The sequence below is a fragment of the Pseudomonas sp. PAMC 26793 genome, assembly GCF_000313235.1.
Lineage (GTDB): Bacteria > Pseudomonadota > Gammaproteobacteria > Pseudomonadales > Pseudomonadaceae > Aquipseudomonas > Aquipseudomonas yamanorum.
Genome location: NZ_AMXG01000035.1, coordinates 171220 through 195411 on the forward strand (window position 1 = coordinate 171220; position 24192 = coordinate 195411).

Genomic DNA, 24192 nt, shown 5'->3' on the forward strand with positions numbered 1-24192 from the left:
TCACACCTCGTCCTCATGCTGCAATTCAAACAGCAGCAGCGAACGCCCGGTGACGGCGTATTCGTGATCGAAATCGAAGCGCTCCTGGCCTCGCACCGCCGGCTGGTTGGTGTCGAGCATGCAGGTCCAGAAGCCGCCATCCGGCACCGGCGGCAGGCGGAAATTGACCATGTCGTGGTGGGCATTGACCACCAGCAACAACGTGGCATCGGCGCCTGGGCGGCGAATCCCGGTTTCCTGGGCGCGCCCATCCATCAACATGCCCAGGCAGCGGCCGTGGCTGTCCTGCCATTGCTCGATGGTCATCTCATCACCGCTTGGCGCAAGCCAGGTGACGTCCTTGACGCCGATGTCTTCGTTGTAGTCGCCCACCAGGAAGCGTCCGCGACGCAGGATCGGGTACGCCAGGCGCAGCTTGATCAGGCGCTTGACGAACTTGAGCAGGGCCTTGCCGTCTTCATCCAGATCCCAGTTGATCCAGCCGATCTCGCTGTCCTGGCAATAGGCATTGTTATTGCCGTGCTGGGTGCGGGCGAACTCGTCACCGGCCACCAGCATCGGCGTGCCCTGGGCCAGCAGCAACGTGGCGAAGAAGTTACGCATCTGGCGCAGGCGCAGCGCGTTGATTTCCGGGTCGTCGGTGGGGCCTTCGACACCGTGGTTCCACGACAGGTTGTTGTTGCTGCCGTCCTGGTTGTTCTCGTCGTTGGCCTCGTTGTGCTTGTCGTTGTAGGACACCAGGTCATGCAGGGTGAAACCGTCGTGGGCGGTGATGAAGTTCACCGAGCTGTACGGCCGGCGACCACGCTGGTTGAACATCTCGCCCGAGGCCGTCATGCGTCCGGCAAAGTCCGCCAGTTGGCCGTCGTCGCCTTTCCAGAACGAGCGCACGGTGTCGCGGAAGCGGTCGTTCCATTCCACCCAGCCCGGCGGGAAGCCGCCGACCTGATAGCCACCGGGGCCACAGTCCCAGGGCTCGGCAATCATTTTCACCTGGCGCAACACCGGGTCCTGGCGGCAGGCCACGAGGAAACTGTGGCGCTCGTCGAAACCGTCGCGGTAGCGGCCGAGAATAGTTGCCAGGTCGAAGCGGAAACCGTCGACGTGCATCTCGGTGGCCCAATAGCGCAACGAGTCAGTGACCATTTGCAGCACGCACGGGTGGCTCAGGTCGAGGGTGTTGCCGGTGCCGGAATCGTTGATGTAGAAGCGCTTGTCATCGGGCATCAGGCGGTAGTACGAGGCATTGTCGATGCCGCGCATGGACAGGGTCGGACCTTGCTCGTTGCCTTCGGCGGTGTGGTTGTAGACCACGTCCAGAATCACTTCCAGCTTGGCTTCATGCAGGTGCGCAACCATCTCCTTGAACTCGGCGATCTTGCCGCTGGCCAGGTAGCGCGGGTCGGGGGCGAAGAAAGCGATGCTGTTGTAGCCCCAGTAGTTGGTCATTCCTTTTTGCAGCAGGTGCTGGTCGTTGACGAAGGCGTGCACCGGCAGTAGCTCCACCGACGACACCCCCAACTGGCGAATGTGCTTGAGCACATCGTCAACCATCAGCCCGGCGCAGGTGCCGCGCACGTCTTCGGGCACCGAAGGGTGGCGCATGGTGATGCCGCGCAAGTGGGTTTCATAAATGATCGTGCGGTCCCACGGTGTGCGCACCGGCTGGTCGTTGCCCCAGGTGTGGGCCGGGTCGATGACTTTGCACTTGGGCACGAAGGGCGCGCTGTCGCGTTCGTCGAAACTGAGGTCGGCGTCCGGATGGCCGATGGTGTAGCCAAACAGGGCTTCGGACCACTTGAGTTCGCCCACCAGCTGTTTCGCGTAGGGGTCGATCAGCAATTTGTTGTGGTTGAAGCGATGACCGTTGGCCGGGTCATAAGGACCGTACACGCGGTAGCCGTAGATCAGCCCAGGATGGGCGTCTGGCAGGTAGCCGTGGAAGGTCTCGTCGGTGTACTCCGGCAGTTCGATACGCTCCAGCTCGACCTCGCCGCTGTCGTCGAAGATGCACAGTTCGACTTTGGTGGCGTTGGCCGAGAACAGCGCAAAGTTGACCCCCAGACCGTCCCAGGTCGCGCCGAGGGGGAAGGGCAAACCTTCACGAATCCGCGACGGCTCGTTTTCCGGCGTCGAGTTGGGCTTGTTGGGTTTGCTCATTGAGATGCTCCTGCAAAAGGGTTTTTCCGGGCCGAACGGGGCCTTGCCGGCGTGAAGCCAGAGATAAATCGGTGGTTGGATAGCCTCCTGCGGTGCGGGCGCACGCGCAGGAGGATCTTCGGGTCAGGGCGCCTTGGGCTTCTTCGCCGCAGGTTTCTTCGCGGCTGGCGCAGCGCTTGGCTTGGCTGCCGGCTTGGGCGCTGGCGCTGGCGGCTTGGGTTTAGGCTTGGGCTTGGCGGCAGCCTTTGGCGCTTTGGATGGCGTCAGGGCTTCGGCTTCCGCCAGTTTGCGCGCCATCTCCCAGTGTCGCGCGTCCTCGCCGTGGGGTTTACCTTCCGACTCCCAGATCTGATGCGCCAGTTCGCGTATGCGTTTGTCTTCAGTACTCATCGCAATGCTCCTCACAGAAAATTTCAGCTTTCTTGATCATCAGGATTGATAAAGACATTGACCGGGAAGTCCCCCAGGGCAGCGCTGATCATGAGCTCCTTGTTTGGTGTGACTGCGCCTGTTCGGAAAAGTCCCTTCCAATTTTGGGTTGGAGCGGCGAACGGTAATCGGACCCGGGTATCGCCCCAAATCTGCGCGTTGACCAGGGGATGCACACCGTTTTCAAGCAGCCCGTGAGGCCAGCGTGGCACCACCACCAGCAGCTGTTTGCCCTGGTATTCCCGGTAGAAAGCGACCACCCGTTCGGCGTGTTCGCCTACCACTTCCAGAGGCTCGTAGGTGCCCTGGCGAAACAGTTGCGGATGCACCTTGCGCAACCCCAGGACCTGACTGATCAACGCCTGTTTTATACGCCCGTCATGCCAGTTGAACATCAGCTCGCCGATGTCCGGCGGCGTGTGCAGCCCCTGTTGGCGAGCGTGATAGTCCACCGGCCGGCGGTTATCAGGGTCTACCAGAGTGAAGTCCCAGAACTCATCGCCCTGATACAGATCCGGCACGCCCGGCACGGTGAGGCGAAGCAAGGATTGCGCCAGCCCGTTGAGGGCGCCTGCGGGGGCGATGGCCTGGGCGGCTTCGCCGATGGCGTCGCGCAAGGCCTTGCCGGAATCTTCCAGCAGCAGCCGCGACAGGAACGCTTCGACCCCTTGTTCATACAGCTCGTTGGGCGCACTCCAGCTGCTCTGCAGCTTGGCTTCGCGCAGGGCTTTTTGTTGCCACTGCCAGAGGCGCTGGTGATAGTCCGCCAGGCCCTCGGTATCGTCGCGATGCAGGTCCAGGGGCCAACTGCCCAGCAGTACCTGATAGAGGATCAGCTCGTCACCGGCTGAGGGGGTGTTGGCATCGCTGCGCAGGCGGGCGGCGAGGGGGCGCCATTGCTCCACTTGCTCGACATACCAGTCGGCGGCCTCGCTGAGCACGGCCAGGCGCGCGCGGGTATCTTCGCCGCGCTTGTGGTCGTGGGTGGCGGTGGCCAGCAGGTTGTCGGGGAAGGTGCGCAGGCGCTGTTGATTCACTGCGTGGAAGTCCTCCAGCGGTGCGCTGAACTGTTCGGTGCTGAAGCCCACGTCGTTGCGCGACAGCAATACGCCGGAGCGATAGAACGCGGTGTCTTCCACGGCCTTGGCTGCTGCCGGCGAGGTCAGTTGCTGGAAGCGTACGCAGGCGTGCTTGAGCATCTTGCGTTCGCGGCCCAAGGGGCGGTCGCGCCAGGGTTGGCCGCCGAGCCATTTTTCCAGGTAGTCGAGCACCGGCCAGTCGCCTTCGCTCAAGGTGCTGCGGGCGCCGGCCAGGGCTTGCAGGAAAAATACGTCGTCCAATTCACTGCGGCCCCGGGCGCTGATGTAGGTGCGGTACACCGGGAAGTGCACGATCAATTCCTGTAACGCGCGGCGGATCGCACCCAGGGTCAGGTCGCGGCTCATCACATCGTCCCGGGCCACTTGCAGCAGGGCCTGGGCCACGCTTTCAAAATCCCCGGCCAGGGAGCCGTTGAGGATTTGCTGCCGGGCCAGCCAGGCTTCTTCGATAAACGAAGACGGGCGTTCGGTGTGGCGGCTCCATAACTCGGCCAGGGGGGCGAAGCCATCGGGGTCGTGTTGCAGCAATGACAGCTGGTTCATGAATTCATAGCCGGTGGTGCCGTCCACCTGCCAGTCTTCGCGCAAGGTTTCACCTTCGCCGAGGATCTTCTCGACGAAGATCGGCAAGTGCCGCCCGCCGGCCAGGGAGTCCACCCGGCGGCGCAGTTTGCGGCAGTAACCGCGCGGGTCGGCGAGGCCGTCGATATGGTCGATGCGCAGGCCATCGATCAGGCCTTCGCTGATCAACTGGAAGATCTTGCCGTGGGTCGCCTCGAACACCGCGCTGCGCTCAACCCGCAGGCCGCCCAGCTCGTTGACGTCGAAGAACCGCCGCCAATTGATATCGTCCGCCGCCGTGCGCCAGCTGGCGAGGCGATAGCTTTGTTGTTCCAGCAGGTGGTGCAGACGGGCAAACCCTTCGGGCTGACGCGCGTCATAGAGGCTGAGGTTGTCTTCGATGGCCTTCAAGGTTTGCGGATCGCGGGCCGCTTCGACCAACTCCTGCTTCAGGGCGGCGGCCTGGGAGTAGGCGTCTGGCTGGTAGGCCAGGCCGCTGAAACGGTCAGCCAGTGTCTTGATCGGCAGCAGTTCGCCGTAATCTCTTGGGCAGATAGGGAAGCGATGTTCGTAGTGTTCAACGTAGAAGTTGCCGTGCTGCGGGTCGAAACGCAGGGGCAGGGCACCGGTTTGCAGGGCTTCGCCGTAGTCACTGCCAAGGAATGGCATCAGCAGTTGACCCTTGAGCAGCGGGTCTGGCGAGTGCCATTGAATGTCGAAGAACTCGCTGTAGGGACTCAGGCGGCCCCATTCCAGCAGGTCCAGCCACCACAGGTTATCGGAGCCGCCGACGGCCATATGGTTGGAGACGATATCGAGGATCAGTCCCATCTCATGTTCGCGCAGCGCGGCTACCAGCCGGCGCAGCGCCGGTTCGCCGCCCAGTTCGGGATTGACGGTGGTGGGATCGACCACGTCATAGCCGTGCATGGAGCCGGCACGGGCACTCAGCAGCGGTGACGCATAGAGATGGCTGATGCCCAGCTCGGCGAAGTACGGCACCAGGGGCACGGCGTCGTCGAGGGTGAAGCCCTTATGAAATTGCAGGCGCTGGGTGGCCCGTAGCGTCAATGGCTTCATCGGTCACGCTCGTAGGCCTGGATACGTGCCACGGCCAGCAGTTCAAGGCGGCGGGCGGCGTTTTCATCATCGAGCAGGGTGGCTGCATCGCCCGCCAGGCGACGGCGCCAATTTGGATGGGTGTCGGTGGTGCCGGGCAGGTTGGATTGCTCCTCAACGCCCAAGGCGTCCTCCAGCGGCAGCAATACCAAGGGCGCGCGGGTGTGGCCCAGGTAGCGCACGCTGGCGTCGATGACGTGGTCGGTTTCGTTGCGCACTTCGTCGGTGAAGTTCTGCGGATCCTGGCTCAAGGCCTGGCGCAGCGCCTGGCGTTCCCGCAGGCGGTGCTCGCTCCATTGTTCGACGGTGGGGGCATCGATCAGGCCCAGCTGGATATTCCAGTCGATGTCGCGGCTGTGCCACCAGCCATTGAGGGTTGGCAGGTCGTGAGTGCTGGTGGTGGCCAGCGCGTTGTCCGGCCAATCCAGAATCGGCTTGAACTGGCCGTCGTGCCCCTGCTCGAACAGCAGCACGCGCATGCCAAGGATCGAGCGGGCGATGAGTTTTTCCCGCAGGCCGTCGGGTACGGTGCCGAGGTCTTCACCGAGGACGATCGCCTGATGGCGGCTCGACTCCAGCGCCAATAAGCGCAGCATGTCGTCCACCGGGTAATACAGGTACGCACCTTCACGCGGCGAGGCATCCATCGGGATCACCCACAGGCGTTGCAGGCCCATCACATGGTCGATGCGCAAACCGCCTGCATGGGCGAAATTGGCCCGCAGCATTTCGATGAACGCGCGAAAGCCATTGCGTTTCAGGCCTTCGGGGGAGAACGCGGAAATGCCCCAGCCCTGGCCGGCGCGGTTGAGGATGTCCGGTGGCGCACCCACGGTGAGTTCCGCCAGCAGTTCATCCTGGCGGCTCCAGGCCTGGCTGCCGCCGCCGTCGGCGCCCACGGCCAGGTCGGCGATCAAACCCACGCCCATGCCGCTGCCGCGGGCCGCTTGTTGCGCGCGTTCAAGGCAACGGGCGATCAACCATTGGCTGAAAGCGTAGAAGCCGATTTCATCCCGATTGGCTTCGGCAAATTGCACCAGCGCCGGGCTTTGCGGGCTCTGCCAGTCCTCGGGCCAGTGACGCCAGTCGAGGCTTTCGCCGCTGGCCGCACGTTCGGCCTGCACGGCTTCGAAGCGGCAGTGGTTTTCCAATGCTTCACCGCCAGCCTGACGGAAGCTCAGGAAGTCGGCGTGTTGCGGGTGGTCGCCTCGCCGGAAGTCTTCATACAGCGTGCGCATCAGGCGCTGCTTGGCTTTGGCCGCAGCCGGCCAGTCGATCAGTGATTGCTGCTCGAGGTCATGCAGTTCGTTGGCCAGGCCGCTGGCTTCGATGGCGATTTGCACCGCACGTTCGCCAAGGATACAGCCGGGGGAGGCGTACAAACTGTTGAGGAACAGGCGACTGGACGGGGAATACGGGCTGAAGCGCTCGGTGTCGGCGCTGAACATCGCGTGCATCGGGCTGATGGCCAGGGCATCGGCACCGCGTTCGGCAGCCGCGCGGGCCAGTTGCTCCAGGGCCTGGGTGTCGCCGAAGCCGCCGTCGCCGCTGCGTCGCAGGGAATACAGTTGGGCGCTCAGGCCCCAGGCGCGCGCGGTTTCGGTGTCGACCGCCTCAGCGACGGTGTAGCAATGGGTCGGTGCCACGGCCAGGGTGAAATGCTGGTCGTCGATGTGCACTTGTTGGTAGCCCACCGGAATCGATCCGGACAACACCGCATTATCGTCCAGGCGCAGGTCCAGTACGCTGTCGTCTTCGAGGTGAATCTGGCACGGCGTACCGGGGGCGAAGTAGCGCGCCAGGTCCAGGCCCGCGCCGCTGTCGACGGTCATCAGCGGCGGCAGGTGCTTGTCTTGTTGCACGCGTTCCAGGTCTAGCAGGCTGGCTTCGATCTCGGCGTCGTTGTTGGCCGGGTGGCCCAGGCCTTTGAGCACGGCGCGCAGGGCGTCGGCTTTGACATGTTGCGGGCGGCCATTCGCGTCGATCCAATCGACGGCCAGGCCCGCTCGGCTGGCGAGTATTTCCAATTGCGCGTCGCTCAAGGGTGCTCTCCAACAGGGGAATGGGTGAGGCTGACGCGGGCGCTGAAGGGGGCCAATTGTTCGGCCCCACTGGCCTGCGTCACAAATAGGAGGTGCTCGGCGGCCGGGTAGTTCAGAGAATCGGCGCTCAGGTTGAGGTCGATCTGCAACAGGCTGCCATTGCCCAGGCGCCAGCGCGCCGTGACTGCGCCCGCCGCCAGCACTTGCGCACCCAGGGCGAGACTGCCGGGCAGGTGCGGCACGATATGTTGGTGGCGCAGGCTCAGTAGCTGGCGGTAGAGCTGCGAGTCGCCGCAATCGGCGAGGGCGGGCGCCGAGCTGCGGAAGGTTTGCAGGGCGTTGGGGTCGGGAATTCGTTTGCGGCGCTCGGGGTCGCTGAATGAGGCAAAGTCGGCAAACTCGTTGCGTCGGCCTTCGCGTACCGCCTCGGCCAGTTCGCCGTGGTGATCGGTGAAGAACAGGAACGGTTCCTCGGCGTTGACTTCATCGCCCATGAACACCAAGGGGATCATCGGCGACATCAGCAACAAGGTCGTCGCGGCAATCAGGGCCTGGGGCGAACAGAGTTGATGCAGGCGTTCGCCCAGGGCGCGGTTGCCGATCTGGTCGTGGTTCTGCAGGAACAGCACAAAGGCGCTGGGCGGCAGGTGGCCGCTGGGCTCGCCGCGTGCGTGGCCATGGCGGGTGGTGTGGCCCTGGTAGATAAAGCCTTCACTCAGGCAGCGGGCGAGTTTGCCGGTAGGGTCTTCGGCGAAATCCGTGTAGTAGGCGTCGGTTTCGCCGGTGAGCAGCACGTGCAGGGCGTTGTGGCCGTCATCGTTCCACTGCGCATCGAAACCGCGCTCCAGCAGCCTGGCCTGGTTGAATTCGTTTTCCAGCACCAGCCACACATGGCGGCCGGTGTCGACTTGCTGGCGTACTTTCTGGGCCAGTTCTTCAAGAAACTCCGGATCGTTGATGGCGTGCACGGCGTCCAGGCGCAGGCCGTCGAAGCGGTATTCCAGCAGCCACATCAGGGCGTTGTCGATGAAGAAATCCCGGACTTCCCGGCGGTCAAAGTCGATGCCGGCGCCCCAGGGCGTGTGCACGTCCTCGCGAAAGAAGCCTTTGGCGTAGGTGCCGAGGTAGTTGCCGTCGGGGCCGAAGTGGTTGTAGACCACATCGAGAATCACCGCGAGGCCATGGTGGTGCGCGCTGTCGATCAACTGTTTCAGTTGCTCCGGCGAACCGTAGGAGGATTGAGGGGCGTAGGGCAGGACACCGTCGTAGCCCCAGTTACGTTCGCCGGGGAACTGCGCGATGGGCATCAACTCGATGGCGGTGAAGCCCAGTTCCGCGAGGCGCGGCAGTTGTTTCTCGACCTCGGCGTAGCCCCCCAGTACGCCCACGTGCAACTCGTAGATCACCGCTTCGTGCCAGGGCCGGCCTTGCCAGTGGCTTTGGCGCCACTGATAGGCCAGCGGGTCGACCACCACGCTGAAGCCGTGAACGTCCGTGGCCTGTGCCCGGGAAGCCGGGTCGGGAACGTCCTGTTCGCCGTCGATGTTGTAGCGGTAGCGAGTGCCGGGTGGGCATTGCAGCTGCACCACAAACCAGCCATCGGCCTGGGGCAGCATCGCTACCGATTTACCTTCTTCAAATTCAACGCTGACATAAAACGCGTCTGGCGCCCACAAGGCGAAACGGGTGTGTTCCGCATCCAGCATGATCGCGCCGTGGGGCCAGGTTTCCAGAGTCCTTGACGGCATCTATGAAGACCTCTTTTTACTGTTTCCCCGATCTTCCCAGCGCTTTCGCTACTAGTTGCTCATAAAGTTCGGCATAGGGTTCCACTGCCTGGCACCAGTTGAACGGTGCGGCCATGGCCCGGCAACGCATGGCGTTGAGCAAGCCTGGGAAGGCGAAAACCTTGAACGCACGGCTCAGGGCCGCTTTGTAGCTTTCGACAGTGGATTCGTTGAACAAGAAACCGGTAACGCCATTCTCGATGGTGTCGGCCAGGCCACCGGTGTTGCGGGCAACCGGCAACGAGCCGAAGCGCTGGGCGTACATCTGGCTCAGGCCGCAGGGTTCGTAGCGGGACGGCATCAACAGGAAGTCGCTGCCGGCGAACATGCGCCGGGCGTCAGTCTCGTTGAAGCCAATGCGCACGCCGATCTGGCCGGGAAAGCGCAGGGCCAGGGCACGCATGGCCTGCTCTTCTTCCGGCTCGCCACGACCGATGATCGCGATCTGGCCACCGTTTTCGACAATAAAACTGGAGACCGCTTCGGTCAGGTCCAGGCCTTTCTGGTAGACCAGGCGCGACACCACGGCGAACAGCGGGCCGGTGGAGTCGTCGAGGCCGAACAGGTTGCGTACATGGGCGGCGTTCTGAGCCTTGCCTTCCCAGTCACCGATATTGAAGGGGTGGGTCAGGTGCGGGTCGGTGGACGATTCCCAGCTTTCATCAATGCCGTTGGGAATACCGCTGAGCAGGCCTTGCTGGGTCTTGCTGGCGAGGAAACCGTCCAGGCCGCAGCCGAATTCGGGGGTGGTGATTTCCTGGGCGTAGGTCGCGCTGACCGTGGTGATGTGGCTGGAATACGCCATGCCGGCCTTCAGGAAGGACAGCTTGCCGTAGAACTCCATGCCTTCCTGTTGCAAGGCGTGTTCGGGAATCCCAAGTTCCGGGCACGAGGCCAGGCTGACCACGCCCTGGTAGGCGAGGTTATGAATGGTGAACAACGTCGGGGTGCGTGACCCACGCCAGTGCATATAGGCCGGGGCCAGGCCGGCGGGCCAGTCATGGGCGTGCACCAGGTCCGGGCACCAGTGGATTTGCGCCAGGTTGGCGGCAATATCGGCGGCAGCCAGGCCCAGGCGGGCGAAGCGGATATGGTTGTCGGGCCAGTCGCGGCCATTGTTGGCGCCGTAGGGTGTGCCTTCGCGCTCGTAAAGCTCGGGGCAGATCAGCACGTAGATGACGAGGCCATCCTTGAGGTCCATGCGCCCGATCTTGCACGGCGGCAACGCGGCGTGGCCGCCCAGCTCACCGATGATATGAATGGGGTTGTCGCTGTCCAGCACCTGCGGGTAGCCGGGGATCAGCACGCGCACATCGTGCAGGTGCGCCATGGCGCGGGGCAGGGCGGCGGACACGTCGCCCAGGCCGCCGGTTTTCACCAGGTCGGCTATTTCTGAAGTGACAAACAGCACTTTTTTGCGATTGGGATTGACACGTGGTACTGGCCGCACCGTGTTGGGAAGGTCGGCCAATGAGGTCGGCCCGCCAACCGGCTGACTAAAACGCTCTCCCTGAGTATCTACAGCGGCACTGATCATGGTTCTCTCCCGTGTTTTGGTCGGCTGATGGCATATGGCAATCAGCGAAGGTTGACCGCATCCTGCGGCCAGGCGCACAAGCGCTACACAGACTGGCAAGCCTTATGCCAGTTGTGCTGGAGTCATAAATAGAGTGGATGGGCGGGCGTTCGGTGTGAACCGTCAGCGCTCGCCTTACCTTAAACCTGACCTGTGGCAGAGTTGGAAAGTTTCGATTTTTTGCGGGGTTTTTGTTTTGGATCGGACCCATCGGTCATGAGTCTAGGACAGATCCTAGAGCCTGTGGGGTCTGAGGGGTATTTTTGTAGGACAAATTTTTTTCATGCGGGGGAAGTACCGTTCTCCCGTATTGAGAAGGCGCTTTGTGGCGAGGGGGCTTGTCCCCCTTTGGGCTGCGCAGCAGCCCTTCAAGGGGCATGGTGTGCGTTCAGGCAGACCGCAGTGCCTGATTTAGGGCCGCTACGCAGCCCAAAGGGGGACAAGCCCCCTCGCCACAGCAGTGCGTCTGCGCGATTTTGGTGCGTCAGCTCAATGCGCGAAGGGGCGCTCCTTTGGCCCATGACTGAATATCTTCGATCATCTGCTGGTAGAACTGGCGGTAGTTCTGCTGGCTGACGTAACCCACATGAGGCGTGGCCAGTACGTTGGGCAACTGGCGGAACGGGTGGTCGGCCGGCAGCGGCTCCTGGGCGTACACGTCCAGTGCCGCGCCCGCCAGGCGGCCACTGGCCAGCGCATCGATCAAAGCCGCTTCGTCGACAATCGGCCCGCGGGCGGTGTTCACCAGATGCGCCGTAGGTTTCATCCAGCCCAGCGCCTCGGCGTCCACCAACCCACGGCTGCGGTCGCTGAGTATCAGGTGAATCGACAACACGTCCGCCTGTTCAAACAGCTCGCGTTTGCTGACCCAGGTCACGCCGCTTTCGGCGGCGCGTTCCTGCGTGAGGTTTTCGCTCCAGGCAATCACGCGCATGCCGAACGCCTGACCAAACCTGGCGACCTTCTGGCCAATGCTGCCCAGGCCGAGAATCCCCAGGGTCTTGCTGTGCAGATCACCGCCCAGGCCCACCTGCCAACCCCCGGCGCGCAGGGAGTTGGCTTCGGCCAACAGATTGCACGTGGAGGCCATGATCAGCGCCCAGGTCAGTTCCGGGGCGGCGTGCTTGTAACTGTCGGTGCCGCACACCTGAATGCCCAAGGCCTTGGCTGCGGGGATGTCGATGGCGGCGTTGCGCATGCCGCCGGTCACCAGCAACTTCAGCTTGGGCAAACCTTGCAGGAGGGCCTGATCGAACGTGGTGCGCTCGCGCATCACGCAAATCACTTCGAAGCCCTGCAAGCGTTCGATCAGCGTGGCAGTGTCCGCCGGGTAGTCGTGGAGGAAGTGCACCTGGCCGACCGACGTCAGGACTGACCAGTCCACTACGCCACTGGCCACATTCTGCCAATCATCAATCACTGCGATCTGTACCGACATGCACGCGTGCCTCGAGAAGGTTGGATTAAAGGGCGTTCAGCCCTTGCAACAGCGCTTTGTGAAACTGTGCCGGCTCTTCCATTTGCGGTGCGTGGCCCAGGCCCGGGAATTCCACCAGGGTGGCGTGGGGAATCAGCTTGGCCACTTGTTTGCCCAACACCGCGTAGTTGCCGATCTTCGCCTTGACCGCGGGTGGCGCCAGGTCTTTGCCAATGGCGGTATTGTCGGACGTGCCGATCAGCAGCAGGGTGGGCATCTGCAGGTCCTTGAACTCGTAGTACACCGGCTGGGTGAAGATCATGTCGTAAATTAGCGCCGAGTTCCACGCCACCTGGGTGTGGCCGGGGCCTTTATTCATGCCGGCGAGCATATCGACCCAGCGCTCGTATTCAGGCTTCCAGCGGCCGACGTAGTAGGTGTCGAGCTCGTACTTGCGGATGCCGTCGGCGGTCAGTTTCATCTCGCGCTCGTACCATTGGTCAACACTGCGATAGGGCACGCCAATGGCCTTCCAGTCTTCCAGGCCGATCGGGTTCACCAGTGCCAGCTGTTCGGTTTGCTGCGGATAGAGCAGGGCGTAGCGCGTCGCAAGCATGCCGCCGGTGGAATGGCCGAGGAGAGTGGCCTTCTGAATGCCGAGTTTTTCCAGGAGTTGGTGGGTATTGATCGCCAGTTGCTGGAAGCTGTACTGGTAATTGTCGGGCTTGCTGGAGGTGCAGAAACCAATCTGGTCGGGGGCGATCACGCGGTAGCCGGCGTCGCTCAAGGCCTTGATCGAATCCTCCCAGGTGGCGCCGCAGAAGTTCTTGCCGTGCATCAGTACGATGCTGCGCCCGTTGGCCTTGCCCTTGGCCGGCACGTCCATGTAGCCCATCTGCAGGGATTTGCCCTGGGACTGGAAGGTGAAGTGTTCCACCGGGTAAGGGTATTTGAAACCTTGCAGTTCGGGGCCGTAGGTCGGGCCCTCGGTGGCGGCAAAAGCGGGAAGGGCGCTGCCGAGCAGCAGACTGGCGACGCAGAGTGAGCGGATTTTGGACATGGGTTCAGGCTCCGGGAACAGTGCCCGGATGCTGTGGCGAGGGGATTAACGGGAGATTAAATCCAGTGCAGGGTGAGCAGGGCCAATACCCCGTAGCGCGCCCCTTTAGCGAGGGTCACCAGCAGCAGGAAACGCCAGAATGGCTCGCGCATGACCCCTGCCACCAGCGTCAGCGGATCGCCGATGATGGGCACCCAACTGAGCAACAATGACCAATGGCCCCAGCGTTGATAGTGGGTACGGGCCTTTTCCAGATGCTGTGGACTTACCGGGAACCAGCGCCGCTCCTTGAACCGCTCCACCGAGCGGCCCAGCAGCCAGTTCACCACCGAGCCCAATACGTTGCCAACCGTTGCAACCCCGAGCAGCAGCCACAGGCTGTAATGCCCGCTGACCAACAGCCCCACCAGCACCGCCTCTGATTGCATCGGCAACAGCGTGGCGGCGCCGAAGGCGGCGAAAAACAGTCCCAGGTAACCGGCGAGCATCAATCAGCGTGCCGGATAGTCAGCCACTACCACGTCTTTGCCGTCGCGAGTCAGGCCGATGACCTGATAGGCATCGCTGCTGCCGTCCATTTCCATGCCCGGCGAGCCCAACCGCATGCCCGGTGCAGCAATGCCCAGCAAGTCGTCGCGCTTGCGCAGGGCCAGTACCTGATCGGCAGGCACATGGCCTTCGACGAATTTGCCGTCGATCACGCCGGTATGGCACGACGCCAGGCGCGGTGCCACGCCCAGGCGTTGCTTGACCTCGCTCATGTTGGCTTCCACATGGTCATTGACCTTGAACCCGTTGCTTTCCAGGTGGGCAATCCACTTCTTGCAGCAACCGCAATTGGCATCACGGTGTACATCAATCGGGATCAGCTCGGCGGCCTGGGCCAGGGTGCTCATGAGCAGGGCCGACAGCGCGGCCAGTCGCAAGGTGGTTTTCATCGTCATCTCGTCAGATAAAGGGCAACAGCCGGGCATTCTCCCTGCTTTTTACAAAAGGTTTCTTGCGGAGTGTTACGAAGTTTTACGAAGCACCGACAGCACCAGAATAACCGTCTGGTGCTGTCGGAAAACTGAGAGGGAGATGACGGATTTGTCAGGTAGACGGGGATTCGAGGCGCTGCTTGAGTTGGTCAAGGGCCTGGTCGGACAGCGCAATCATGCGCGCATGCAGGGTGGTCAGTTGCAGTTCGGTTTCATAGGTGAGGACCCGGGTAAACAAGGTGCCATTGCCTTGAGCCTGCAAGAAATAATGAATGCAGCCGTCGACCGCCAGGGAAGTAAAGGCAGTCTTGAATTCCCGCGGTCGCAGTGCAATCTGCACGCGATAGCTCATGGGGACCCGCACACCCAGCAGGTCGATGGTTTCGGTAAAGCGATGGCCACTGGGCAATGAGCCCGTGGTGCCGGTGTCGGCGCTCAGGGAAGTCGGATGCCATTCATGCCAGCGATCCGGTTGGGTGACATAGTCGTAAACGGTTTCGATAGGGGCCTGGATATAGCGTTCCTGACTGATCCGCTCCAGACGGATCGGATGCTCAACTGCGTGCATGACACACCTCCTGTGTGGCGAGACTTCGCACAGCGAACTGTCAGAATAGTCTGGCTCCCGCGCATTGCACGGGAGCTTTCAGGCTATTTTTTCAACGCACCTTGAAGCGTCCCATCAATGCAATAACCCGGCCATTGGCATCCAGCAGGCTCTGGGTGTTGTGTTCCGTGGCGTGGCCGCTTTGCACCAGTTCTTCGACCATGTGGCGGATGTGCACCATGCTGCGGTTGATTTCCTCGGTCACCGCGCTTTGCTGTTCGGCGGCGGTGGCGATCTGGGTGCTGAGGTTGTTGATATGGCTGACGGAGCCGGCCATCTCGTCCAACCCCGTGTTCACCCGCGCCGTGGCGTCGGCCGCTGACTGGCAACTGGCCTGGGTGGCTTCCATGGCGGTCACCGAAGAACTCACGCCGGTAGTCAGGCGGGCGAGCATTTCGTTGATCTGCGAGGTGCTGGCCTGGGTGCGGGCGGCGAGGGCGCGGACTTCGTCGGCTACCACCGCAAACCCCCGGCCCTGTTCGCCCGCCCGGGCGGCTTCGATGGCCGCATTGAGTGCCAGCAGGTTGGTCTGGCCGGCGATGGCGCCGATCACGCCGAGGGTTTCGGTGATACGGGCGGCGTCCTGGCGCATGTTTTCCACGGTGTGGGTGGCGCTGGAGACTTCGCCGATCAACGCGCTGACGCTGCGGGACGCTTCCCCGACCACCACCCGCGAACGGTCGGCGTGCTCATTGGCGCGCTGAGTGAACGCAGCAGTTTCGGCGGCGTTCTCGGCCACGGTGTCGGCGGTGGAGCTCATCTCGGTGATGGCGGTGACGGTCTGGTCGGTTTCCGAGGCATGGCGTACCAGGATCTGGTTGGTCTGGGCCGAGGTCTGCTGCAACTGCGCCAGGCTCGACGACATGGCGCCGGTCGCCTGGGTCACTTCACCGATCATGTTTTGCAGGTAGACGATAAAGCGATTCACCGAATGGCCAATCGCGCCCAGTTCGTCCTCGGCGCGGATGGTGATGCGCCGGGTCAGGTCGGCGTCGCCGTTGGACAGCGCGTCGATATTGGTTTTCAGCGCAGTCATCCGGTGTACCAGTTGGCGGATGGCATACACCTGCAGCAGCACCAGCAGCAGAATCATCGGGATTTGCAGCATCGCCAGGGTACCCAGCACATCATCACGCTGGGCGGTGATCAGCGAGGTGGGCAGTGCGGTGGCGAGGAACCACGGCGTGCCTTCGATCGGCCGCATGAAGAAGGTGCTGGCCACGCCCTGGTTGTCGAACTCACTGCGCTGCAGGGATTGGTCGCGATGGGCGAGGCCGGCGCTGACCTGGGCGGCAAACGCCGAGGTGCCGGCCAGTTCGCTGATGTTCTTCAACACCACCGGGCCGCTGATGCGCGTGCTGTTGCTGATGATCTTGCCGTCGCCTTCGACGATCAGCATTTCTGCGCTGAGGTCTTTTTCCTTGCTGGCCACCAGGTCGTTGAAGAAGCCCAGGGTCACGTCGATGGTGGCGACGCCGTAAGCCGCGCCGTCGCGCTGGATGGCCATGGCACAGTTGGTGCGCGGTTCCTGACTGGCGTCATCCTTGTAGGCCGCGGCCCAGGCACATTGGCCGCGCGGCGACGCGAGGCCGCCTTTGTACCAGCTCTGGTCGTAGTAGTTGGGGGCCGCGTCGCTGTTCCAGAACGTATTGACCTCCAGCTTCCCCGAGGCATCGCGGTGCCAGAAGGTGCTGTGCTTGTTGCGTCCCGGGGTGCGTTGGTTGGGCAGGGGCCAGATACCGCCGCCGAACACTTTCAATTCGCCGTACTGGTCCACCAGGCCGGGCAGCACCTTGTCGATGGCGTCGCTGTCCAGCAGCGGGATGGTCTGGGTGATGCTGCGTTGCTGGGCCTGAACCTTGTTCAGCTCGCCCTGGATCTGCTCGGCCACTTCGGCAATGCGATTGAGGGCCACCTGTTCTTCGGTGTGGCGCAGCTTGGGGGCCACCAACTGTCCGATGCCCACGACCGTCAATACGAATAACAACAGGACGAACAGCACCAGAAACAGGGTGTAGCGAGTTTGGATAGAGCGCAATGAGGGCATGGGGTCGTCCTTACGAAGCGTTTATTGTGCGACGCGGCTTTGTTAGAGCTTCGAAGGGCTATCGGCTTGGGAGGGAGGAGCTTTAGGTACTATGGTGCAAGAAAGTAGTACGAATAAATAAAACCTGTAGGAGGCTTCTATTTTGGGTTGCCGGGGTGTTTGATGCGGGCTTGAATCTGCGACGGATCCCCCGGTAAAACATGGACGAAATCATCTATCAGGTGGTGAATTGGCTGAGCATTGAGCACCACACGCGCAGAGGCACCACCAACAACTACCTGGCGCTTTTATACCTGGCCGTCACAATTGGCGGCGTGGTCGTCGCCAGGGAGCTTGCCGCCAAGCGCAAGGCCCTCAAGGCACGCGCCACTGAGGCGTTAACCACTGCGCCATTGACCGCCACCTCATTTACCGAGGAGAACGGCCTACCGGTCAAGTGCACGGGCACCCTGCGACAGGACGCCGACGGCTATACCGTCAGCATCACGCGCAACAGTGTGGAGTCCCACAGCGAGCGGTTGGCGTCGCTGGACGAGGTTGATACCTGGCTGAGAGCCCACACGCCCTTCATCCTGTCGGACTTTCTCAAGCACCCTTGAGGGGGGTTATTTGTCGAGCATCTGCATGACGGCTTCCGGGTAACGCAATCCGGCGGTTGCATTGGCCGGGAAGATCGCCTCCAGCGCCGCCAGCTCGGCCGGGCTCAGCTTGACCTCCAGTGCGGCGACGTTCTCTTCCAGGTACTTGCGTTGCTTGGTGCCGGGGATCGGGATCAGGTAATCCCCTTGCGCCAATACCCAGGCCAACGCCAGCTGCCCGGCGGTCACGCCCTTATCGGCGGCCAGTGCCTGCACCTGTTCCACCAGCAACAGGTTCTTCGCAAAGTTCTCGCCCTGAAAACGCGGGCTGAAGCGGCGGTAGTCATCCGCTGCAAAATCGTCCGGGCTTTTCAGGGCGCCGGTGAGGAAGCCCCGGCCCAGCGGGCTGTACGGCACAAACGCAATGCCCAGGCGCTGGCAGGCTGCCAGGCAGCCGTTGTCTTCCTGGTCGCGGCTCCACAACGAATATTCGCTTTGCAGGGCGCTGATGGGATGAACCTTGTGCGCGCGCTCCAGGGTGGCGGCCGACGCCTCGCTCAAGCCCAGGTAACGCACCTTGCCTTGCTTGACCAGCTCGGCCATGGCGCCCACGGTTTCTTCAATCGCCACGTCGGGGTCGATACGGTGCTGGTAGTACAGGTCGAGGGTTTCCACGCCCAGGCGTTTCAAGGTACCGTCGATGGCATCCCGAATGTATTCCGGGCGGCCATTCACGCCGCGTATCGTGGGGTTCGACGGGTCGCGCACGATGCCGAATTTGCTGGCAAGAAATACCTGGTCGCGCTTGCCGGCGATGGCCTTGCCAATCAGTTCTTCGTTGGTGTGGGGGCCGTACATGTCGGCGGTATCCAGCAGGTTGATCCCCAGTTCCAGAGCGCGGTGCAGAGTGGCGATGGCTTCGGCGGTGTCGGTGCCGGTGGTATAGAAATCGGTCATGCCCATGCAGCCGAGGCCGATGGCGGACACCTGGGGACCGTTTTTACCGAGTTGACGTGTGTGCATGGGTCCAGCTCCTGTGTGGGAAGGGCTCCATTGTTGCCCTCGACAAAAGCGGGATAAACCGGCTAAAACCACTATCACTATTATGAAATTCTAAATAATCCTTGAAGGATACCGGCCCGTGGACCGTTTTAATGCGATGCGAGTGTTCGTGCGGATTGTGGAACTGGGCGGGTTTGCCAAGGCGGCCGACAGCCTGCAACTGCCGCGCGCCTCGGTGACCATCCTGATCAAGCAACTGGAGACGCACCTTGGGGTGCAACTGTTGCAGCGCACCACGCGCCAGGTCAGCCCGACCCTGGACGGTGCCGCCTACTACCAGCGTTGCGTGAGCCTGTTGGCGGACCTTGAGGAAACCGAGGCGGTGTTCTCCACCAGCCGCCGCAACCCGCGCGGCACGTTGCGTATTGATATGCCGTCCGGTATCGGGCGCTTCCTGGTGATTCCGGCAATGCCCGAGTTCACCACGCGTTACCCGCAGATTGATTTGGAAATCGGCCTCAACGACCGCCCGGTGGACCTGATCCGCGAAGGCGTGGACTGCGTGTTGCGCGGCGGCCTGGCGCTGGACGAGTCGCTGGTGGCCCGGCCGCTGGCAATGATGGATCAGGTGACCTGCGCCAGTCCCGGGTACTTGCAGCAGTTCGGCGTGCCATCGACGCTGGATGACCTGGCCGGCCATCAAGTGGTGGAGTATTTCTCCAGCACCAGCGGCAAACGTTATGGCCTGGAATTTCAGATCGGCAACGACATCCGTTTGGTCGACCTGCCCAAGCAAGTGGCGGTCAACAGTGCCGATGGCTACCTGGCGGCCTGTGAAGCGGGTTACGGCCTAGTGCAGACGCCTTACTACCACGCCGTTCGCCAGTTGGACGCGGGCACGCTGGTGGAGGTACTGGCGCATCAGCCGCCGCCGAAATTGCCGCTCACTGCCTTGTATCCGCCCCATCGCCAGCTGTCGCAACGGGTGCGGGTATTTGTCGATTGGCTGGTGGAGCTTTGCGCCCGTCCGGGCAACGGATTGCAGCGTCAGCCTTGAGCCTTGCGGTAGGCGCCGGGCTGGATGCCGGTGACTTTATGGAAGGCGCGGGTAAAGGCGGCGACGGATTGATAACCCACGGCGAGTGACACGTCTGCCACCGTCTGGTCTTGCTTGAACAGCTGGCAGGCGTGGCGTACGCGCATCATCAGCAGTACTTGCCCCGGCGACTGACCGCACAGTTCATTGAAGCGCTTGAAGAACGCCGAGCGGGACAAACCGGTACAGGCTGCCATGCTCTCCAGGGTCCAGGGATCGGCGGGGCGTGCAATCAACTGTTCCAGCAGGTTGGCAAACGCCGGTTGCCGGGCCAGCGCCGCGAGGCCGCCAAGGTCTGTGTTGTCCAGCACTTGTTGGCGCAGCACGTACAGAAACAGCAGGTGGCACAGGCGCTCCAGCAGGGCGGGCGAGGGTGCCGGTGTGCGCTCGCATTCCTGCAGGATCAGTTCGAACAGGTTGCGCGCGGCGGTCAGCGAAGGGTCACCGGCCCGCAGGATGATCCAGGCGGGCAGGGTGTCGACAATCATCGCCGACAGCCCGGACTGGAAATGAAAGAACCCGCACACCAAACCCACGCCGTCATTCGCCTGGCTGTCCAATGGCACCATCGGCTTGCGCGGGCACTCCTGGGCACCGGCGGCGGTGCCATCGCTGGACAAGCGGTACACGAGATCCCGCAGCAGGAACACCGCATCGCCGTTGTTCAGTGGGTAAGGAGTCGGGTCGCTATCGATGTGCATCCAGCACTGCCCTTGCACCACCAGATGAAAACTCGCGCTCGCCAGGCCATGGGTGCTGGCGTGCCAGTCGCCGCAGTAACGCCCGACGTGAAACAGACTGGTGTTGAGTTCGAGGCTAGCTAATAACCAATCGACGAGCGAACTGGACGAATTCATCTAACGGAAAGACTCTAGAGCAAGTAATCGCTACTTTAGACTATTGAGCGGATTTTTTATAACCAACAGACTTGGTACACGATTCCATGAGGAGACCACTCCATGTCCCGCGTACCGATGCTAACCCTGGAAACCGCCCCTGAAGCGGCCAAGCCCTTTCTGGAAAATGCCCTGAAGGGTTCCGGGTTCATCCCCAATCTGTTGGCAGTGCTGGCCAATGCCCCGGCAGCCCTGGAAACCTACATCACCGTGTCGGGCCTGAACGCCAAGTCCGACCTGAGCCTGGCCGACCGTGAAGTGGTGCAACTGATTGCCGCCACCAACCATGGTTGCGATTTCTGCGTCGCCGGGCACACTGCCGTGGCGCGCAACAAGGCCAAGCTGCCGGAAGACGTGATCGACGCCCTGCGCCAGCGTGGCGAACTGCCCAACGAGCGTTATGAGACACTGGCCGCGTTCACCCGTGAAGTGATCGCCACCCGTGGTGATGTCAGCGACGCCGGCTACGCCGCGTTCCGTGAGGCGGGCTACACCGATGGTCATGCGCTTGAGGTTATTCTGGGCGTCAGCCTGGCCACCCTGTGCAATTTCGCTAACGTGTTTGCGCGCACACCGCTCAACCCGGAGCTGGCGCAATACCGTTGGGAAAAACCGGCAAGCTGAAGGCGCGCAAGCGTTCGCGATGGTAAACATGCTGTAACAAGGAGAAACATGAATGCTTGACCCAATCTTGAGCCGTTGGCTCGATGTTCAAGCGCAGGCCCTGGATGTGGGCAGTTGCGATCCGCAGGAAGTGCTGCCACGGCTGGCAGAGGCCAATGTATTACGTATCGGCGTGCCCAAGGACCTCGGCGGCCTGGGCGGCGACGTCACAGGCGCGATAGAGGCCATTGCCGATGTGGCCAGCCATTCCCTGGCCTCGGCGTTTGTGTGCTGGGGCCAGCGCTCGTTTATCGAATACCTGCTGCAAAGCCCGAATCAGCGCCTGCGTGAGCAACTGCTGCCGGACCTGCTGAGCGGCAAGCTGGCCGGGGCCACCGGGCTGTCCAACGCGATGAAATTTTTGTCCGGCATCGAGTCGCTGCAAATCAGCGCCGAGCCGACGGATGACGGCTGGAACCTCAATGGCCGCCTGCACTGGGTGACCAACCTGCGCAAGAACGGGTTTGTGGTGGCCGCCGCTATCGAGCATGCCCAGGGCGGCGCGCCGTTTATCCTGGCGATCCCTGATTCAGTGTCCGGCCTGCAACGTTCCCGTGACCTGGAACTGTTGGGCCTGCAATCGAGCAACACCGCAGCCCTCGGCTTCGAAGCCGTGGAACTGAGCCGCGACTGGTTGCTGCATGAGGATGCACGCAAGTTCCTGCCGGCCGTGCGCCCGGCGTTTCTCGGCTTGCAATGCGGCATGTCCATCGGCCTGGCGCGGCGCTCGCTGGCGGAGGTGGCCAATCACCTGGGCTCCAGCCGCACCGTATTGCGCGAAGAGTTGGAAGTGCTGCGTACCTCGCTGGAACAGGCGGTCAACGACCTCAAGAAAGGTTTGCTGAGCGGCCGCTTCGGGACCGAGCCGGTACCCTTGTTCCGCCTGCGCATTGCCCTCGCGGAAATTGCCGCCAGCGCCGTCCAGCTGGAGCTGCAAGCCAGTGGCGGCAAGGCCTACCTGACCGCCCACGGCAGCGGCTTTGCCCGGCGCTGGCGCGAGTCGGCATTTGTACCGATCGTGACCCCGAGCCTGGTGCAGTTGCGCACCGAGTTGAACCGTCAGGCCAATCTATGAGCCAGGCGGTATTGCACGCCCAGGGAATTTGCCTGGGCTATGGGGGCAATTCGGTGCTGGAAGGGTTCGACCTGCAATTGCAACCCGGCGAGGTGGTGTCGATCCTCGGCCCCAGCGGTGTTGGCAAGTCCAGCCTGCTGCGGGTGCTTGCCGGTTTGCAGGCGCCCCAGGGTGGCAGCATCCGCCTGCTGGGCGAGCCGTTGAATGGCCCCCATCCTCGGGTGGCGGTAGCGTTCCAGGACCCCAGCCTGTTGCCGTGGCTTAGCCTGGAAAAGAACGTCGCCTTCGGCCTGGATTTTGCCCGCCAACCGCATCTCAGCCCTGAAGAGCGTCGCAGCCGGGTCGACCACGCGATCCACGCCGTAGGCCTGGAACACGCCCGCCAGCAGTTCCCGACGGCGCTGTCCGGCGGCATGGCCCAGCGTACTGCGCTGGCCCGCTGCCTGGCCCGCCAGCCGCAGGTATTGCTGCTGGATGAACCCTTCGGTGCCCTGGATGAAGTGACCCGCGCCGACATGCAACACCTGCTGCTCAAGGTCAACCGCGAGCAAGGTTCGGCGGCGGTGCTGATCACCCATGACATCGACGAAGCGCTGCTGTTGTCCGACCGGATTCTGCTACTGGGTAACCGCCCGGCGCGGACCCTCGGCGAATGGCGCATCGACCTGCCGCAACCGCGGGAAGAACAGGTGGAAGCCATCGGCACCCTGCGCATCGACATTCTCAAAACCCTACGGCGGGCGAGCCGCACTGAACCCCAACCCCCTGAACTGCTGGAGCCTTGCCATGTGTCTGGATGACCTCACTCACTCGCGCCGTGACTTTCTCAAACTCTCGGCCGTGCTCAGTGCCGCCGGTGCCTTGCCCCTGCTCAGCAGTTTGCAGGCCCGCGCGGCCAGTGAGCCGGACGCGCCGGTACGCATCGGTTACTTGCCGATCACCGACGCCACGCCGCTGCTGGTGGCCCACAACAACGGGCTGTTCGAAGCCGAAGGCATCAAGGCCGAACGCCCGGTGTTGCTGCGCAGTTGGGCTCAGGTGATCGAGGCGTTTATCTCCGGCCAGGTCAACGTGATTCACCTGTTGTCGCCGATGACGGTGTGGGCGCGTTACGGCAGCAAGGTCCCGGCCAAGGTCGTGGCCTGGAACCACGTGGGCGGCTCGGGTTTGACCGTGTCCCCAGGTATTACCGATGTGAAGCAACTGGGCGGCAAGTCGGTGGCGATTCCATTCTGGTACTCGATCCACAACGTGGTGGTGCAGCAGCTGTTCCGTGACAACGGCTTGACCCCGGTGGCCCGTGCCACAGGCAGCGCAATTGCCGCCAACGAGGTCAACCTGATCGTGTTGCCGCCCTCGGACATGCCGCCGGCCCTGGCCAGCAAACGCATCGACGGCTACATCGTCGCCGAGCCGTTCAACGCCCTGGCGGAAAACCTCAACGTGGGCCGGGTGCAGCGCTTCACCGGCGACGTGTGGCGCAACCATGCGTGCTGCGTAGTGTTCATGCACGAGCACGACCTGACCAACCGCCCGGAATGGTCGCAGAAGGTGGTGAATGCGATCGTCAAGGCCCAGGTCTGGACCCGCGACAACCGTGAAGAGGCGGTGAAACTGCTGTCCAAGGACGGCGAAAATCGCTACACCCCGCATGCCGAACCGGTGCTGCGTAAAGTCCTGGCGCCGGCAGCCAGCGACCGTGCGGCTTACCTGGCTGACGGCGCGATCCAGCACGCCAACTGGGACGAGCACCGCATCGACTTCCAACCCTATCCATTCCCCAGCTATACCGAGGAACTGGTGCGCCGCCTAAAAGACACGCTGATTGAGGGCGACAAGAAATTCCTCGCCGACCTGGACCCGGCGTTTGTCGCCAAAGACCTGGTGGACGACCGCTTCGTGCGCAACGCCATCGCAGCGGTGGGCGGCATGAAGACCTTCGGCTTGCCCGAAGGCTTCGAGCGGCACGAGGAGATTGGCGTTTGAATAACGGCAAA

The 24192-nt window shown here is 62.6% G+C and carries 20 protein-coding genes; 6 read left to right on the forward strand and 14 right to left on the reverse strand.

Annotated features, from left to right (window positions below):
• From glgX to D109_RS0114815, 12 genes are all read right to left on the reverse strand, one after another.
• Positions 1–2160: a glycogen debranching protein GlgX gene (gene glgX, locus D109_RS0114760; RefSeq protein ID WP_017477587.1), complete on the reverse strand. Its 2160-nt coding sequence runs from the start codon at positions 2158–2160 to the stop codon at positions 1–3.
• Positions 2161–2283: 123 nt separating this feature from the next.
• Entirely contained in the window at positions 2284–2550 is a 267-nt protein-coding gene (locus D109_RS0114765; protein WP_017477588.1) for a DUF2934 domain-containing protein, read from the reverse strand.
• Positions 2551–2573: 23 nt separating this feature from the next.
• Positions 2574–5330, reverse strand: a complete 2757-nt coding sequence (locus D109_RS0114770; protein ID WP_017477589.1) for a malto-oligosyltrehalose synthase — start codon at positions 5328–5330, stop codon at positions 2574–2576.
• Positions 5327–7411 carry a 4-alpha-glucanotransferase gene (gene malQ / locus D109_RS0114775; RefSeq protein WP_017477590.1) on the reverse strand — a complete coding sequence of 695 codons (2085 nt, stop codon included), beginning with the start codon at positions 7409–7411 and terminating at the stop codon, positions 5327–5329. Before malQ ends, D109_RS0114770 begins: the two co-directional genes overlap by 4 nt.
• Complete coding sequence (gene treZ, locus D109_RS0114780) at positions 7408–9159, reverse strand: malto-oligosyltrehalose trehalohydrolase (RefSeq protein WP_026077981.1); 1752 nt, start codon at positions 9157–9159, stop codon at positions 7408–7410. Before treZ ends, malQ begins: the two co-directional genes overlap by 4 nt.
• A 16-nt stretch (positions 9160–9175) precedes the next feature.
• Complete coding sequence (gene glgA, locus D109_RS0114785; RefSeq protein ID WP_017477592.1) at positions 9176–10735, reverse strand: glycogen synthase GlgA; 1560 nt, start codon at positions 10733–10735, stop codon at positions 9176–9178.
• A 523-nt stretch (positions 10736–11258) separates the two neighbouring features.
• Positions 11259–12212, reverse strand: coding sequence for a D-2-hydroxyacid dehydrogenase family protein (locus D109_RS0114790; RefSeq protein WP_017477593.1), 954 nt, complete (start codon positions 12210–12212; stop codon positions 11259–11261).
• 25 nt (positions 12213–12237) lie between these two features.
• Positions 12238–13251: an alpha/beta fold hydrolase gene (locus D109_RS0114795; RefSeq protein ID WP_017477594.1), complete on the reverse strand. Its 1014-nt coding sequence runs from the start codon at positions 13249–13251 to the stop codon at positions 12238–12240.
• A 56-nt stretch (positions 13252–13307) separates the two neighbouring features.
• Positions 13308–13739 carry a YqaA family protein gene (locus tag D109_RS0114800; protein ID WP_017477595.1) on the reverse strand — a complete coding sequence of 144 codons (432 nt, stop codon included), beginning with the start codon at positions 13737–13739 and terminating at the stop codon, positions 13308–13310.
• Positions 13740–13742: 3 nt separating this feature from the next.
• Positions 13743–14189 carry a DUF411 domain-containing protein gene (locus tag D109_RS0114805; protein WP_026077982.1) on the reverse strand — a complete coding sequence of 149 codons (447 nt, stop codon included), beginning with the start codon at positions 14187–14189 and terminating at the stop codon, positions 13743–13745.
• Positions 14190–14343: 154 nt separating this feature from the next.
• Entirely contained in the window at positions 14344–14799 is a 456-nt protein-coding gene (locus D109_RS0114810; RefSeq protein ID WP_017477597.1) for an SRPBCC family protein, read from the reverse strand.
• A gap of 91 nt (positions 14800–14890) precedes the next feature.
• Positions 14891–16885 carry a methyl-accepting chemotaxis protein gene (locus D109_RS0114815; protein ID WP_017477598.1) on the reverse strand — a complete coding sequence of 665 codons (1995 nt, stop codon included), beginning with the start codon at positions 16883–16885 and terminating at the stop codon, positions 14891–14893.
• Between the two features lie 200 nt (positions 16886–17085).
• Here D109_RS0114815 and D109_RS0114820 point away from each other — a divergent pair, with 200 nt between their 5' ends.
• Positions 17086–17484, forward strand: coding sequence for a hypothetical protein (locus tag D109_RS0114820; protein WP_017477599.1), 399 nt, complete (start codon positions 17086–17088; stop codon positions 17482–17484).
• Between the two features lie 6 nt (positions 17485–17490).
• Here the strand turns inward: D109_RS0114820 and D109_RS0114825 are convergent, their stop codons facing one another.
• The gene (locus D109_RS0114825) at positions 17491–18486 is read right to left on the reverse strand and encodes an aldo/keto reductase (RefSeq protein WP_017477600.1); all 996 of its coding nucleotides are present in this window, start codon (positions 18484–18486) and stop codon (positions 17491–17493) included.
• 118 nt (positions 18487–18604) lie between these two features.
• Here D109_RS0114825 and D109_RS0114830 point away from each other — a divergent pair, with 118 nt between their 5' ends.
• Positions 18605–19522, forward strand: a complete 918-nt coding sequence (locus D109_RS0114830) for a LysR family transcriptional regulator (RefSeq protein WP_017477601.1) — start codon at positions 18605–18607, stop codon at positions 19520–19522.
• Here the strand turns inward: D109_RS0114830 and D109_RS0114835 are convergent.
• On the reverse strand, positions 19513–20418 hold the full coding sequence (locus tag D109_RS0114835) for an AraC family transcriptional regulator (RefSeq protein ID WP_017477602.1): 906 nt from the start codon (positions 20416–20418) through the stop codon (positions 19513–19515). The genes D109_RS0114830 and D109_RS0114835 overlap by 10 nt on opposite strands.
• A gap of 102 nt (positions 20419–20520) precedes the next feature.
• On the opposite strand from D109_RS0114835, the gene D109_RS0114840 reads away from it, so the two are divergent.
• From D109_RS0114840 to D109_RS0114855, 4 genes are read left to right on the forward strand one after another with little or no spacing between them, the layout of a single operon-like run.
• Entirely contained in the window at positions 20521–21081 is a 561-nt protein-coding gene (locus D109_RS0114840; RefSeq protein WP_017477603.1) for a carboxymuconolactone decarboxylase family protein, read from the forward strand.
• Between the two features lie 52 nt (positions 21082–21133).
• Positions 21134–22195, forward strand: a complete 1062-nt coding sequence (locus D109_RS0114845; protein WP_017477604.1) for an acyl-CoA dehydrogenase family protein — start codon at positions 21134–21136, stop codon at positions 22193–22195.
• Entirely contained in the window at positions 22192–22995 is an 804-nt protein-coding gene (locus D109_RS0114850; RefSeq protein ID WP_017477605.1) for an ABC transporter ATP-binding protein, read from the forward strand. The genes D109_RS0114845 and D109_RS0114850 overlap by 4 nt, the downstream gene beginning before the upstream one ends.
• The gene (locus D109_RS0114855; RefSeq protein ID WP_017477606.1) at positions 22982–24181 is read left to right on the forward strand and encodes an ABC transporter substrate-binding protein; all 1200 of its coding nucleotides are present in this window, start codon (positions 22982–22984) and stop codon (positions 24179–24181) included. Before D109_RS0114850 ends, D109_RS0114855 begins: the two co-directional genes overlap by 14 nt.
• The last annotated feature ends 11 nt before the right edge of the window (positions 24182–24192 follow it).

Bases quoted from the DNA above. Each gene is read 5' to 3' on its own strand.
- glgX (WP_017477587.1), bottom strand. From the start codon at position 2,160: ATGAGCAAACCCAACAAGCCCAACTCGACGCCGGAAAACGAGCCGTCG.
- D109_RS0114765 (WP_017477588.1), bottom strand. From the start codon at position 2,550: ATGAGTACTGAAGACAAACGCATACGCGAACTGGCGCATCAGATCTGG.
- D109_RS0114770 (WP_017477589.1), bottom strand. From the start codon at position 5,330: ATGAAGCCATTGACGCTACGGGCCACCCAGCGCCTGCAATTTCATAAG.
- treZ (WP_026077981.1), bottom strand. From the start codon at position 9,159: ATGCCGTCAAGGACTCTGGAAACCTGGCCCCACGGCGCGATCATGCTG.
- glgA (WP_017477592.1), bottom strand. From the start codon at position 10,735: ATGATCAGTGCCGCTGTAGATACTCAGGGAGAGCGTTTTAGTCAGCCG.
- D109_RS0114790 (WP_017477593.1), bottom strand. From the start codon at position 12,212: ATGTCGGTACAGATCGCAGTGATTGATGATTGGCAGAATGTGGCCAGT.
- D109_RS0114795 (WP_017477594.1), bottom strand. From the start codon at position 13,251: ATGTCCAAAATCCGCTCACTCTGCGTCGCCAGTCTGCTGCTCGGCAGC.
- D109_RS0114800 (WP_017477595.1), bottom strand. From the start codon at position 13,739: ATGCTCGCCGGTTACCTGGGACTGTTTTTCGCCGCCTTCGGCGCCGCC.
- D109_RS0114805 (WP_026077982.1), bottom strand. From the start codon at position 14,189: ATGAAAACCACCTTGCGACTGGCCGCGCTGTCGGCCCTGCTCATGAGC.
- D109_RS0114810 (WP_017477597.1), bottom strand. From the start codon at position 14,799: ATGCACGCAGTTGAGCATCCGATCCGTCTGGAGCGGATCAGTCAGGAA.
- D109_RS0114815 (WP_017477598.1), bottom strand. From the start codon at position 16,885: ATGCCCTCATTGCGCTCTATCCAAACTCGCTACACCCTGTTTCTGGTG.
- D109_RS0114820 (WP_017477599.1), top strand. From the start codon at position 17,086: ATGGACGAAATCATCTATCAGGTGGTGAATTGGCTGAGCATTGAGCAC.
- D109_RS0114825 (WP_017477600.1), bottom strand. From the start codon at position 18,486: ATGCACACACGTCAACTCGGTAAAAACGGTCCCCAGGTGTCCGCCATC.
- D109_RS0114835 (WP_017477602.1), bottom strand. From the start codon at position 20,418: ATGAATTCGTCCAGTTCGCTCGTCGATTGGTTATTAGCTAGCCTCGAA.
- D109_RS0114840 (WP_017477603.1), top strand. From the start codon at position 20,521: ATGTCCCGCGTACCGATGCTAACCCTGGAAACCGCCCCTGAAGCGGCC.
- D109_RS0114845 (WP_017477604.1), top strand. From the start codon at position 21,134: ATGCTTGACCCAATCTTGAGCCGTTGGCTCGATGTTCAAGCGCAGGCC.
- D109_RS0114850 (WP_017477605.1), top strand. From the start codon at position 22,192: ATGAGCCAGGCGGTATTGCACGCCCAGGGAATTTGCCTGGGCTATGGG.
- D109_RS0114855 (WP_017477606.1), top strand. From the start codon at position 22,982: ATGTGTCTGGATGACCTCACTCACTCGCGCCGTGACTTTCTCAAACTC.